General features: G+C 63.8%; 9 protein-coding genes. 8 read left to right on the plus strand and 1 reads right to left on the minus strand.

Annotated features, from left to right (window positions below; translation table 11 throughout):
- Positions 1-69: 69 nt before the first annotated feature.
- The gene (locus CHB97_RS16990) at positions 70-525 is read right to left on the minus strand and encodes a transposase (RefSeq protein WP_089289195.1); all 456 of its coding nucleotides are present in this window, start codon (positions 523-525) and stop codon (positions 70-72) included.
- Positions 526-739: 214 nt separating this feature from the next.
- Here CHB97_RS16990 and CHB97_RS16995 point away from each other — a divergent pair, with 214 nt between their 5' ends.
- The 8 genes from CHB97_RS16995 (at position 740) to CHB97_RS17030 (ending at position 13,008) form a co-directional block, all read left to right on the plus strand.
- Positions 740-1,678 carry an IS110 family transposase gene (locus CHB97_RS16995; protein WP_160105958.1) on the plus strand — a complete coding sequence of 313 codons (939 nt, stop codon included), beginning with the start codon at positions 740-742 and terminating at the stop codon, positions 1,676-1,678.
- Positions 1,679-1,919: 241 nt separating this feature from the next.
- Positions 1,920-3,245, plus strand: a complete 1,326-nt coding sequence (locus CHB97_RS17000) for a tetratricopeptide repeat protein (RefSeq protein WP_089289197.1) — start codon at positions 1,920-1,922, stop codon at positions 3,243-3,245.
- Positions 3,246-3,659: 414 nt separating this feature from the next.
- Positions 3,660-4,421: a SapC family protein gene (locus tag CHB97_RS17005; RefSeq protein ID WP_089289198.1), complete on the plus strand. Its 762-nt coding sequence runs from the start codon at positions 3,660-3,662 to the stop codon at positions 4,419-4,421.
- 109 nt (positions 4,422-4,530) lie between these two features.
- A complete protein-coding gene (locus tag CHB97_RS17010) occupies positions 4,531-6,165 on the plus strand; it encodes a TolC family protein (RefSeq protein WP_089289199.1) in 1,635 nt (544 codons plus the stop codon).
- Positions 6,165-7,004 carry an efflux RND transporter periplasmic adaptor subunit gene (locus CHB97_RS17015; RefSeq protein WP_089289200.1) on the plus strand — a complete coding sequence of 280 codons (840 nt, stop codon included), beginning with the start codon at positions 6,165-6,167 and terminating at the stop codon, positions 7,002-7,004. The genes CHB97_RS17010 and CHB97_RS17015 overlap by 1 nt, the downstream gene beginning before the upstream one ends.
- 14 nt (positions 7,005-7,018) lie before the next feature.
- Positions 7,019-8,875: an efflux RND transporter periplasmic adaptor subunit gene (locus CHB97_RS17020; RefSeq protein ID WP_089289201.1), complete on the plus strand. Its 1,857-nt coding sequence runs from the start codon at positions 7,019-7,021 to the stop codon at positions 8,873-8,875.
- Between the two features lie 3 nt (positions 8,876-8,878).
- Complete coding sequence (locus tag CHB97_RS17025; protein WP_089289202.1) at positions 8,879-11,029, plus strand: site-2 protease family protein; 2,151 nt, start codon at positions 8,879-8,881, stop codon at positions 11,027-11,029.
- Positions 11,026-13,008, plus strand: a complete 1,983-nt coding sequence (locus CHB97_RS17030; protein WP_089289203.1) for a hypothetical protein — start codon at positions 11,026-11,028, stop codon at positions 13,006-13,008. The genes CHB97_RS17025 and CHB97_RS17030 overlap by 4 nt, the downstream gene beginning before the upstream one ends.
- Positions 13,009-13,262: the final 254 nt, after the last annotated feature.

Consider the following 13,262-nt stretch of genomic DNA (forward strand, 5'->3'; position numbering starts at 1 on the left):
GACGCCGTCCTCGACTGGTCACTCTGGAGGCGAAGACATCAGGCAAACGCCGCTCTCGTCCACTATCGATTACAACAAACGCAACTGTAGTACTAAGTGGGTTTTCCGGCTTTTGGTGTGCTCTTCCGCCATGCCCCAGCGGCAATAGACCTGTTCGTAGAGCCACTTGCCCCGCCCGCCGGTCAGGCTGGTGGTCCTCGGGCTTGACCCAGGGATGAAGCGGGTGTCGACGCCCTGCGGCCCCGCCTCGACACGGGCGATGATGCGCTCAACCCGACACCAGCTGCGGGCGCCATCATGGAATGCGGTGAAGCGGCGGACCTTGTCTGATCCCGTTGCCCTTGCCCTGGTGCTGGCCTCCAGCGGGATGACATGGGCGCGCCGGGCGGCGTTGGTGGCCAATCCGGGGATGAAATCTACGCCCCGGGCCCGGCAGAGGTTGAACACCTCCGGTGCTGCATAGTGGCTGTCGGCCCGAACCAGGATCTCCACCCGGGGCCTGTGAGCCCGGATCGTGCGGATCATACCAATCCGCCGAGGGTTTGACCCTTGGCGGATTGGAGGCCGGCGACTGCCGGCCCGCGCCACCTGGCGCGTAAGCCAAGGCGGCACGGAGACCGTCGGCGGATTGGGCTAAAAGCCCGTCCCTCAGCCTGGTTCCCGTGCCGCCCCATCTCGTAAGCCCGAACAGTTGTCAGGTGCCCGACACCGAACTCACGAGAAAGGGATGCGGAGGATCATGGATACCACGTTTATTGGTTTGGACGTAGGCAAAGCCAGCCTCGACGTCTTCATTTCCGGCCGTAACAAAACCGAGACCGTCAGCAACACGCCGTCTGCTCTTGCCACATCGGCCCGCCGTCTCAGCAGCCTGCCAAACCCTCATGTCATCCTGGAAGCGACCGGCGGGTATGAGCGGCTGGCCCATGAGCTGCTGACCCAGGCTGGCATTGCCGTTTCCATCGTCAACCCGGCCCAGGTTCGCCAGATGGCCCGTGGCATGGGGCGCAAGGCCAAAACGGATGCGATTGATGCCGCTGTTCTGGCCGAATTCGGCCGGATCAGGTGTCCGGACCCAACGCCGCTGCCCTGTGAGGAGCAGCGGCGTCTGGAAGAACTTCTCACCTATCGCCGCCAGTTGATCGATGAACGGGTGCGTCTGAACAATCAGATCCCGCATTTCCGCGATCCGATGGTCAAGGCATCCGCCGCAGAACGGTTCGACGCCATTCTCGCCGATATCGTCAGGATCGAGAAGGTCATGCAGGAAATCGTCCAGCAGACGCCCCACCTGCAAGCTCTCCATGCTCTCATCACCAGCGTTCCAGGTATCGGCCCAATCTCCGCTTTTACCTTGATCGCCCAACTCCCCGAACTCGGCAAACTCACCCGCAAGCAGATCGCTGCCCTGGTCGGCGTTGCCCCCTTCAACCGAGACAGCGGCAAATTCAAGGGACATCGATCCATCAGGGGCGGAAGGCCACAGGTCAGAACCGTCCTCTACATGGCCGCTCTCGTCGCCATGACACATAACAAGTCATTCAAAGAATTCAGAGATTCCCTCGTCTCCAGGGGAAAACCCAAAAAACTCGCCATCATCGCCTGTGTCCGCAAACTCGTCACTGTCCTCAATGCCATCGTCAGGGACGCAAAACCATGGAAAGCCAAAGCCGCATGAAAAGACAGTTGCTCGTATGGCGGGTGCAGCGTCCTTGGATGGGGCGGATTTGTGTTTGGCGACTGAATCATAAACTCAATCAATGACTTGCGCTACACACCCCCCAAATTTCAGCACGACACCAGTGCATAATCCGGGCTAAGTGGATCATTTATTCGTCGTTGTTTTTGCTGTCACTTGTACCGGATCGCCCGCCGGGGCTAGATAAGGAAAAGTTCCAGCGGATGGTCACCGGGGTTTGATGATGGATCTGAACGCGATTTTCGCCGATGCCGTGGCGCGGCAGAACCAGGGTGACTGGCCGGGGGCGGAGGCGCTTTATCGCAAGATCGACAAGAAGCAGCCGGGGCTGGCCCCCGTCTGCTGGAATCTGGGCGTGGTGCTGAAGGCGCAAGGCCGCTGGGCCGATGCGTTGGATGCCTTTCAGCGCACCGGCAAGGCCGATCCGAAATATCGCGGCCTGCATTTCAATATCGGCCTGTGCCAGCAGAAGCTTGGCAAGAAGGAGGCGGCGGCGGCCAGCTTCACCCGCGCGGTGGAGGCGGAACCGGAAGACCCGATCAGCCGCTTCAACCTCGCTGCCGCCTGCCGTGATCTGGAACGGTTCGAGGAAGCGGTGCTCCAGGTGGAGCGGGCCCTGGAACTGAAACCCGATTTCCTGGATGCCGAATTGCTGCGCACCAAGCTGCGCACCCGCATGTTGTCGCTCTGGCATGTGCCGATGGTGAATGATGCGCCGCGCAACGATGCCTATGAGGCGGCGATCAAGGCGCAGGTGCGGCCGGGCGATCTGGTGCTGGAGATCGGCACCGGCTCCGGCCTGCTGGCGATGATGGCGGCGCGCGCCGGGGCCCAGGTCATCACCTGCGAGGCGGTGCCCTGGATCGCCGATGCCGCCCGCCGCATCATTGCCCAGAACGGTCTGGCCGACCGCATCACCGTGGTGAACAAGCTGTCCACCGCCCTGCAGGTGGGGGTTGATCTGCCGCGGCCGGCCGATGTGCTGCTGTCGGAAATCATTGCCAGCGATTTCCTGTCCGAACGGGTCATCCCGGCGGTGATCGATGCCAAGGCGCGGCTGCTGCGCCCCGATGCCCGCATCCTGCCGCAACAGGGGGGCGTGCGGGTGGCGTTGGCCGGCGGGGCGTTGCTGGAAAAGCATCTTTACACCGGCCTGACAAACGGCTTCGATCTCAGCGGTTTCAACCGGCTGTTCCCGCGCGCCGCGCGTTATGATGCAAGGCTGGTGCAGCCGGAGGCATTGTCGGAAAGCCTCGATCCGTTCCGGTTTGATTTCACTGCCGACACGCTACCCATGCAGGGACGGGTGCAGTTTGACCTGACGGCCAGCAAGGCGGGGCGCTGTGCCGCCCTGGTGCAGTGGATCTGGCTGGATTTCGGCCAGGGCATCACGTTTGACAACAGCCCCTTCCGCGACAGCCCGGCCAGCGGCTGGCAGCCGGGCTTTTTCCTGCCGCCCGCCCCCTTTGCGGTGGAGGAAGGTGACCCCGTGCCGGTGGCCGCCATGCATGACGGGGTGAATGTCTGGCTGTCATTGCAGGTCTGATATCCGATCCTGAAGGCAAGAATTTGTTGCGGGCGGGTGTCGGGCGGCGACACAGAGAAAAGCAGTATATTGTTGCCGTGCCAGCACCGCCTTGAGGCAAAGTCAAATCGTATGATTGACGTGCCGGTTGTTCTGCCAGACATGCATACTTGTTTAACATGAATATTTCCGGAATCGCCTGACTTCCGCCAATGGAAGGGGATTTTTTCATCATTCTGTCATGGCCTAGTTCAATCTTTGCCGTTTTAGAAAATTCCTGCCATTGAGAATCAAAAAAAGTAGAATAAATACTAACATTCTCTACTATAATTCCAGCGCACATGGATTCGAGTGTATGTTGTCTCCCCTTGACTTCCATATCCATTTGCCCTCAATGAGGGCTTAGCGCGAATTCAAACGATATGGGGCGTAAACGTGTTTACCAAGCTTGAGATTCTCAATAGCAACGCTCATCGTAATCTTCATGTCCTGCCAATCTCGAATTTCAAGTTCGCGGCGTCTATCCATGTCGCGTCCATCATGGTGCATGAATTCAATCGCGCCACCGCGACCTATCCCATCGTCTTTGTCGAGGATGAGGCGCAGGATGCCTTCATGCCCGTGGTGCTGCTGGGGCTGGAGCCGGGGCGCAACTTGTTCGTCGATGCCGATGGCCGCTGGAATGCCACCTATGTGCCGGCCATCATCCGCCGCTATCCTTTCTCCCTGGCCCAGTCGGGGGAGGAACAGTTCTTCAATGTCTGCATTGATACCGGCAGCGATCTGATCAACGAGGTCGAAGGCCAGCGCCTGTTCGATGAGGAGGGCAATGCAGCCCCGGTGATCGAACGCATCAAGGCCTATCTGACCGAGCTGCAGTCGCTTGCCGCCTTCACCCAGGAATTCTGCGCCGAGCTGAAGGCGATGAATATGTTCAGCCCGCTGAACATGAAGGTGATGGATGGCGATCGCATCCGTAATATTTCGGGCGCCTATGTGGTGAATGCGGAGCGGCTGAACAACCTGTCCGATAAAACCTTCCTAGAATTGCGGCAGAAACGCTACCTGACCCCGATCTACAGCCACCTGACGTCGCTGGCCCAGATTGAGCGGCTGGTGCAGTTGCGCGATGGCCTCTCGGCCTCGGTGCCCGAGGTTGCCGATGCGACCGACGCAGAGCCGGTTGCAGCGGAGTGAGGGTTGAAGCCGGCCTTGCCTCCTGAGGGGCAGGGCCGGCCTGGAGCTTACTGAGTGTGTATCGGGTGACAGGCGGTGGTGGGGCCGCTTCGGGCTTGTCGGGGGCGAGATGGGGACGCGGGTACGGGGGTTTAAGGGTGCGCTGCTGGCCAGTGCGCTGCATATGCTGGTGTCTGGTCCCGCCCTGGCTGACGATGCGGTGATCGCGCCGGAACGTGCCAAGCGACCGGCCCCGGTGGCGGCCACGATCCGCCCGGCTGAGGAGGCGCTGGCCCCCGCCGTGTCAGAGGGGGAAATCCGTCTCAGCACTGCCCTGCTGGTGTCCCTGGCTGTGTCGCAGAATGCCCGCTCCATCTCCAGCGCGGTGGCGGCAGAGGTGGCGGGGGCTCTGTCGGATGCGGAACGTGCGCTCTATGAGCCGACCTTGTCGGTCGAATATCGCTATAACCGCGATTACACGGAATATGATGCGCTGGATGAAGTGATCCGCGCCACCAAACTGTTCGACCAGCGGGCCCATAATGGCAGCCTGGGGGTGGAAGGGTTGGTGCCTTATGGCGGCCGGTACGAGGTGAAATACAAGCTGGTCGGCACCCGCAGCGATAATGTGGTGAAGGCCCGCAAGGAAGATACCGAATATAAGGCCACGTTCGAGATTACGCTGCGCCAGCCCCTGTTGCGCAATTTCGGTTCCAATGCCACCCGGTCCCGCCTGATGATTGCGGAGAAGGACCAGGATGTCGCTTATGAACAATATCGGCTGAAGCTGCTGGAAGTGGCGGGCGACGCGGTGGATTCCTACTGGTCGCTCTATGGGGCGCAGGAAACCGTATCCCTGCTGCGTGGTTCGGTGGCGAAGGCGGAAAAGCTGGTCAGTATGACGGAGCAGATGGCCGATGCCGGCCGCGCGCCCCGGATCAGCATTGATGAGGCCCGCGCCGGCCTGACGGCGCGTCAGGTGCGGCTGGCCCAGGCGGAAAAGACCCTGGCCGATGCCGAAACCCGGGTCTGGACCCTGTTGAACCTGCAGCGCCATGGCAAGTTGGGCGATCTGGCCGTGCGGGCCTCCGAACGGCCATCGCGCAGTGCTGCCGACGCAGTTGTCTGGGATGCCAGCGTGGCGCGTGCCCGGGAGAACTGGCCCGAATATGCCATCGCCAAGTTGCAGATCGAACGGGAGACGATCCGCGCCGAATATGCTGAAAACCAGGCCCGCCCGGACCTGGATTTGGTGGCCAGCTATTCCACGCCGCGCATCACCGACAGCCCGCTTCTGTCCAGCCGCGATGCCCTGCATGCCGATTACAATTCCTGGTTTGTCGGCGTCACCTATAAGATGCCGCTGCTGGGCAATGGGCGCGGCAGCAACGAGGCCAAGGCGGCCAGCCTGGGCCGGCGCCGCGCCGTGACGGATAGCGAGGCCACCGACGTGGCCGTCACCAATGCCATCCGTTCCCGCATCGATGCGGTGCGCAGCAACCAGAAGCAGCTGGCGGAGAATGAGCGTGCCGCCACCCTGCGCCAGGGCCTGCTGTCGGCGGCGTTGGACCAGTTCGAGAAAGGCCGGATCAGCCTGAAGGAAGTGCTGGACCGGGAAGAGGAACTATTGGAAAGCCAGCGCCAGAATCTGGTCGCCCATGTGGAACTGGATCGCGCCTTTGCGGCGCTGGATATGGCGGAGGGAATGCTGTTGCAGCGTTACGGCATCAATGCCGTCTCCATGCCGGAAAAGCGGGGCCGCTGATGCGCACAATTTCTTGCTTCTTGCTGGCATTGCTGCTGGTGGGGCCCGCCGCCGCCGAAACCGTGGCCAGCTTCCGCGGCATCACTGAACCCGCTCGTGATTTGTCGCTGGGTGTGCCGGTGGACGGCATTGTCCGCGATGTTCCGGTGAAGGAAGGGGACAGCGTCAAGGCTGGCGCGCCCCTGCTGCGCCTGGATGCCCGGCTGGAGGAACTGGAGGTCAAGCGCCGCCAGATTCTGCGCGATGATGGTGCCCGGCTGGAGGCGACGCGCCAGCGGCGTGACATTCTGGAAGGGCTGCTGAACTCGGCCCGCAGCCTGTACAAGGGCAGCGGTTCGATCAGCGAGACGGAGCTGCGGCGGACGGAACTGGAATATCTGGAAGCCGCCGCCGCCGTCCGCTCGCTGGAGGCCGACCGGGCGCGGTCGGGCGTGGAATATGATATCGCCAAATCCGATTTCGACCGCCGCACGGTGACCAGCCCCATCAATGGTGTGGTTGTATCCGTGATGGTGGATACGGGCGAACGGGTACGCCGTGACGATGCCGTGGTGCGCGTGGTGGACCAGTCCATCTGCATCTTCACCGTCAATGTGGAGGAACCCTTTGCCCGTGCCATCAAGCTGGGGGACAAAGGCCGGGTGGAGGTAATGTCGGGTGAGCAGGTCATCCCGGTGGAAGCGCGGGTGACCTTCGTTTCCCCCGTCGCTGATCCGGCCAGCGGGCTGGTGAAGATGAAGCTGGAATTTGCCAATCCCGATGGCCGGGTCCGCCCCGGCCTGCCCGGCCGCATCGCGTTGCAGCGTCCGGACGGGCCGCCTGCCGATAAGCCGGAATAAGGGGAAGCGCCCGGATGTCGGTCGTTCCCCTCAGCCCGGAAGCCGGTGGTGGCGGTCACGCCACCATTGACGCTCTGCGCGCGCTGCGCCGCGATGTGCTGCCAGACGATCTGTTCTGGCAGCGCTATCTGACCGGCGTCGTTGCCCTGTGCCGGGCAGAAGCCTGTCTGATCCTGACCGAAGATGGCGAGAATGGCTGGGGGCAGATGCCAGCGGCGGCCCCCTTGCTGCGCGGGCATGATGCGGCGGCGTTGATTGCCGCCGCGGGCGCGCTGGTGCCGCGCGCCCTTTCCCACGGTTATGCGGTCGATCGTCTGCGGGCCGGCGATGGGGCGGTCGGACAGATGGTCTTGCTGCTGGCCCGGTTGCCCGGTCTGGCCCGCCCCACCATGCTGGTGCAGGTGGTGGAGGCGCGCAGCCAGCAGAAGGTGAACGAAGCCGTCGTCCGCGCCCTGCTGGTGGCGGATATTCCCGGCCTGCGCGCCAATCCGCCGGCGGCAGAGGCCGAGACGGTGCCGCATCTGGTGCAGGTCATGGATATCATGGCCGTCACCCAGTCGAAGGACAGGTTCGTCGCCGCCTGCATGAGCGTCGTCAACATGGTGGCGGCCAGTTTCGGCTGTTCCCAGGCCAGCATCGGCTGGGTCCGGGGCAATGCCGTGCGGGTGCGGGCCATCAGCGGGCTGGAGCGGTTCGAAAATCGCACCAGCACGGTGATGGAGCTGCAGGCCGCCTATGACGAGGCGGCCGACCAGGATGCGGAAATCCAGTGGCCGCCCCCGGCAACCGAGGCCTTGATCAGCGCCGCGCATCATCGCGCGGCCCGCCTCTGGGGGGTGGATCATATCTTCACCCTGCCGCTGCGCCGCGATGGGCAGGTGGTGGGCATTCTCTGCTGTGAATGGGTGGGCGAGGCGCCGGATATTGACGGGCTGCGGGCCCTGCGCCTGCTGGCCAGCCAGGTCACGCCCTGGCTTTACCTGCTGGAGGCGAGCGATGAATGGTGGGGTGGCCGCCTGCTGCGTCGGCTGGATCGCTGGCGCCACCAGTTCATCAAGCCCGAGCATGTCGGGCTGAAATCACTGGGGGTGATGGCGGTTCTGCTGCTGCTGTTCCTGCTGATCGGGCGCTGGGATTACCGGGTTGATGGCACGGCCCAGCTTTCCACCGACCATATGGCCATCCTCTCCGCCCCGTTTGACGGTTTCGTGGAGGCGGTGCCGGTCCGCGCCGGTGATCAGGTGCAGCAGGGCCAGGATTTGCTGAAACTGGACACGCGGGAGATGCAGGCCCGCGAACTGGAAAGTCTGGCCGACCTGCGCCGCCAGACGCGGGAAGGGGAGAAAGCCCGCGCGTCCGGCGATCTGGCGGAAATGCGCATCGCCGAGGCCAATGAACAGAAGGTGCGCACGCAGTTGGACCGCGTGCGCTATTACCTGTCGCAGGCCACAATCCAGTCCCCCTTTGACGGGGTGGTGGTGGATGGGGACCAGAAGCGGCTGGTCGGGGCCCCGGTGAACAAGGGCGAAGCCCTGATGCGGGTTGTGCAGGTCCGCGACATCTATCTGGAAATCCGCGTCAGTGAGCGCGATTTTCAGGAGGTGAAGGTTGGCGACAAGGGCGAATTGTCACTGCTGACCCGCCCGGATGAGAAGATCGCCTTTACCGTTGAACGTGTGCTGCCCGTGGCGCAGGTGGAGCCGGGCCAGGGCAATGTCTTTATCATGCATGCCAAATTCTCCGATGCTGCGCGCGACTGGTGGCGCCCGGGCATGAGCGGTGTGGCGAAGATCGAGGCGGGACGGCGGTCGATCCTCTGGATCCTCACCCACCGCACGCTTGACGCGCTGCGCCTGTCGCTCTGGTGGTAAGCCATGGCGCGCCGGACCTTCAGTGACTCCTGGTTTCGCGTTGCCGGCCTGCGCATCGGTCTGCGCACCGGCATCCGTGCCCGGCGCCAGCGCTTCCGGGGCGATGACTGGTACATCCTGCACGACCCTTATAATAACGAGTTCTTCCGGCTGCGCCCGGCGGCCTTCCGCTTCCTCTCCGCCCTCACCACCGAAAAGACGGTGGAGGAATTATGGGCGGAGATGCTGGACAGCGACCCGACGGAGGCACCGGGCCAGGAAGAGGTGGTGCAGCTTCTGGCCCAGCTTTATCAGGCGCGCCTGCTGCATGTGGATCGGGAGCCGGATATTGACGGCATTTTCGACCGCTATGTTCAGCATAAGCGGATGGAGATGCGCTCCAAGCTGCTGTCGCTGTTCTTCATGCGGGTGCCCCTGTGGGACCCCGACGGGTTCCTGCGCCGCATCCAGCCTTTCACCCGCTTCCTGTTCACGCCCTGGAGCCTGCTGGTCCTGGGGGTGCTGATGCTGCTGGCCGGCAAGGCCGTCTTTGACAATCTGGATCAGTTGCTGACCCAGTCGGCGGGCCTGCTGTCACCAGGTAACCTGCCCTGGCTGCTGGTCATTACCGTGTTGCTGAAGGGCTGGCACGAGCTGGGTCATGGCGTGGTCTGCCGGCATTTCGGCGGGGAGGTGCGCACCTTCGGCATCATGCTGATGATGTTCATGCCCGTGCCCTATATGGATGCCACCAGCAGCTGGGCCTTCCGCTCGCACTGGCAGCGGGCCTTGGTGGGGGCGGCTGGTATGTTGGCCGAACTGCCGGTGGCCGCCCTGGCGGCCCTGGTCTGGGCCTATACGGGGGATGGGGCGGTGAACGCGCTGGCGTTCAACACCATGATCATCGCCTCCATCTCTACCCTGATTTTCAATGGCAACCCGCTGCTGCGGTATGATGCCTATTACATCCTGTCCGATCTGGTGCAGGTACCCAATCTCTATGACCGGGCCAATCGGCAATGGTTTTACTGGATCGAGCGCCATGTCTTCGGGGTGCGGGAAGGGATCAGCCCTGCCGACAGTCCGGGGGAGGCGGTGCTGCTGGGCTTGTATGGCCTGCTTTCCACCCTGTACCGGCTGGTGATTGCCGTTGCCGTGGTGATCTATGCTGCCGACCGGTCGCTGTGGCTGGGGTTGGGCGTGGGGTTGCTGTCGGGCATCGGCCTGATCGGTATGCCGCTGGCGAAACTGCCGAATTATCTGCTGTCGGGCCCCAGCCTGGCGCGTCAGCGCCATCGGGCCATCACGGCCGTTGCCGGCTTTGCCGCCTTTCTGGCGGCGACCATCTTCCTGTTGCCGCTGCCCTATTCGGTGGATGCGCATGGGGTGGTGGAATCCGACCATTACCAGCGGCTTTACGCGCTGGAGGGCGGTTGGCTGCGCGAAATCCTGGCCGGTAACGGCCAATGGGTGCAGCCGGGCGACCTGCTGATGCGGCTGGACAATCCCGAACTGCTGTTCGAGCAGCGGGAGCTGAAGGCGGAGGTCATGGAAACCGAAGCCATTCTGGCCAACGCCCATTCCCGCATGATGGCCGATGTCGCCCCCTTGCGTTCCCGGTTGGAGACGTTGCGGGAACGACTGGCCGATGTGGAAAAGCGGGTGGCCCTGCTGGAGGTGCGGGCCGAACAGGCCGGTATCTGGGCGGCACCCGGCCTGCAGCAGCGGCTGGGCAGCCTGCTGCCCCGCGGCGGACAGCTTGGCCTGATCGTCGATCCCGCCCTTTACCGCTTCGTCGCCGTGATCCCGCAGGCCGATGCCGCCAGCCTGTTCGATGGGCCGGTCGATGCGCGGGAGGTGCGGCTAAGCGGCATTGCCGGCTGGTCGCTGCCCACCCAGACCACCACCGTCATCCCGGTAGAGCAGCGTGAACTGCCGTCGGCCGTGCTGGGCTGGCGGGGGGGCGGCGATATCCAGGTCAGCGACCAGGAAGGCCATGGTGAGATCGCGCGTGAAGCCTTCTTCCAGGTGATGGTGCGACTGAAGCCGACCGAGGCACCGGGCCTGTTTCATGGCCGGTCGGGCCGGCTGCGGCTGCAGCTTGCACCCCGCACCGTGGCCCAGCGTATCGGCCGCGCCGTTGACCAGCTGATGCAGAAACGGTACCGGCTATGACGGCATTGGCGCGTGAATATGGCCATGGTCTGCTGGCCCGCCCTGCCCGTCTGGCATCCGGGCTGGATGTGCTGGCCGACAATCTGGCCGGCATGATCCGGCGTCGCCGCTTTGGCCTGAAAAGGCTGGGGCAGATGGCCGATGCGGTGATGGCCGCGATGGAAGCCCTGGCCCCCCTGTCGGAAGAGGCACTGCGCCAGCGCATGGCGGCGGTTTCCGCGGACGTGGGGCTGGCCGGCCGTCTGCCGCTGCGCGAGCGGCTGGACCGCGACGCCGCTGCCCTGGCCGTGGTGGGGGAGGTGGCTGCCCGCGCCCTGGGGATGCGCCCCTACCGTGTGCAACTGATCGGGGCGCTGGCCATTGCCAGTGGCAATGCCGCCGAACTGGCGACGGGGGAGGGCAAGACGCTGGTGGTGGGGCTGGCGGCGGTACTGGCCGCCTGGACCCGCCGCCCCTGCCATGTCGTCACCGCCAATGATTATCTGGCCGGGCGTGACGCGGAGCTGATGCGCCCGCTCTATGATGCCTGTGGTGTCAGTGTCGGCCATATCGCTGGCACCATGGATCCGCCCCGGCGGCGCTGGAACTATAATTGCGATGTGGTCTATGCCACCAGCCAGCAATTGACGGCGGATTTCCTGCGCGATCAGCTGGCGCTGGGCGGCATCATCGATCCTGACCGCCGGCTGATCCGCCGGCTGGGTGGGGAGGCGACGTCGGCCCAGCCGGTGATGCGGGGCCTGCACACGGCCATTGTCGATGAAGCCGACAGCGTGCTGATCGACGAGGCGGCGACGCCACTGATCATCGCCGTCCCCCGCCAGGGCAAGGACTTGCACGAAGCCAGCATTATCGCCGATGGGATTGCCCGCGCCCTGGTCACCGGCGTGGATTACCGGCCCGATGAACAGGCCCGCCTGCTGGAACTGACCCCGGCCGGGGAATTGCGGATTGAGACGCTGGGCCGCACGCTGCCGCCCCTGTGGCGTGGCAAGGCCCGGCGGGAAGAGCTGGTGCGTCAGGCCCTTACCGCCCATCATTTCTACACACGCGACCATCATTATGTGATCCGTGATGACAAGGTGGTGATCGTCGATGATCTGACCGGCCGCTTCATGGAGGATCGCTCCTGGAGCTATGGGCTGCATCAGGCGGTGGAGGCCAAGGAAGGGGTGCCGATCACCGATCAGACGGCCCCGCAGGCCCGGCTGAGTTTCCAGGGTTTCTTCCGGCTTTACCGCCGCATGGGCGGGGTCAGCGGCACCTTGCAGCGGGTGGAAGGGGAGCTGTGGCGCGTCTATCGGCTGGGCGTGGTGCGGGTGCCGCGCCGCCTGCCGTCCCAGCGCCTGCATCTACCCACCCGCGTGCTGCCGGACAGTGCCGCCAAGTTTGATGCGGTCGAAGCGGAAATCCTGCGGGTGCATGAGACCGGCCGGCCGATCCTGGTCGGCACCCGTGCCATCGGCACCAGCGAGGCGCTGGCCGCACGGCTGGCGGCGCGCGGCATTGCCTGTCAGGTTCTGAATGCCCTGCATGAGCAGGAGGAGGCGGCCATCATTGCCGCTGCCGGGGGGCAGGGCCGTATCACCATTGCCACCAACATGGCCGGTCGCGGCACCGATATCCGCGTACCGCCCGACATGCTGGCCCTCGGCGGCCTGCATCTGATCACCACAGAGGCCAATGAAGCCCAGCGGGTGGATTGGCAGCTTTACGGCCGCGTCGCCCGGCAGGGCGATCCCGGCTCCGTCCAGCCCTTTCAGAGCCTGGATGATCCCCTGCTGGAGCAGGGGGCGCCGGTCTTCCTTCGCAAGCTGCTCCGGCAGCAGCTGGGGCGCCCTCTCGGCGGGAAGCTGGCCTTGCTGACCTTTGCGCTGGTGCAGCGCCGGGCGGAGGCGAGAGCGGCCGCCAACCGCCGGCAGGTGCTGAAAATGGATGACTGGCAGGAAAAATCCTTGGCCTTCGCCGGCGCGAAATAATCTCTGTTTGCCCCCGAAATCCGTTTTGCTTTAACGCGTTAAAGCACTGTGGGCGCTTTATGTATGTTTAGTTGTATGCTATCCTTGTGGATAGTGTGTGCCTCCCCTTTTGTTTGTCTTGCTGCATTGCGGTCCAGGAGCTGATGATGTTCAGTGTCGATCATATTAACCGTCGTGTCCGTCGCGTCCTGTCTCGTCTACGTCGCCTTGGTAACAGGGGCGGGGTTCAGCGTGGATATGGGCGGGGCCAGGGC

Source organism: Azospirillum sp. RU38E, assembly GCF_900188385.1.
In the GTDB taxonomy this organism is placed as follows: Bacteria; Pseudomonadota; Alphaproteobacteria; order Azospirillales; family Azospirillaceae; genus Niveispirillum.

Coding starts and splice junctions, on each gene's coding strand:
- CHB97_RS16990 (WP_089289195.1), bottom strand. CDS start 525: ATGATCCGCACGATCCGGGCTCACAGGCCCCGGGTGGAGATCCTGGTT.
- CHB97_RS16995 (WP_160105958.1), top strand. CDS start 740: ATGGATACCACGTTTATTGGTTTGGACGTAGGCAAAGCCAGCCTCGAC.
- CHB97_RS17000 (WP_089289197.1), top strand. CDS start 1,920: ATGATGGATCTGAACGCGATTTTCGCCGATGCCGTGGCGCGGCAGAAC.
- CHB97_RS17010 (WP_089289199.1), top strand. CDS start 4,531: ATGGGGACGCGGGTACGGGGGTTTAAGGGTGCGCTGCTGGCCAGTGCG.
- CHB97_RS17015 (WP_089289200.1), top strand. CDS start 6,165: ATGCGCACAATTTCTTGCTTCTTGCTGGCATTGCTGCTGGTGGGGCCC.
- CHB97_RS17020 (WP_089289201.1), top strand. CDS start 7,019: ATGTCGGTCGTTCCCCTCAGCCCGGAAGCCGGTGGTGGCGGTCACGCC.
- CHB97_RS17025 (WP_089289202.1), top strand. CDS start 8,879: ATGGCGCGCCGGACCTTCAGTGACTCCTGGTTTCGCGTTGCCGGCCTG.
- CHB97_RS17030 (WP_089289203.1), top strand. CDS start 11,026: ATGACGGCATTGGCGCGTGAATATGGCCATGGTCTGCTGGCCCGCCCT.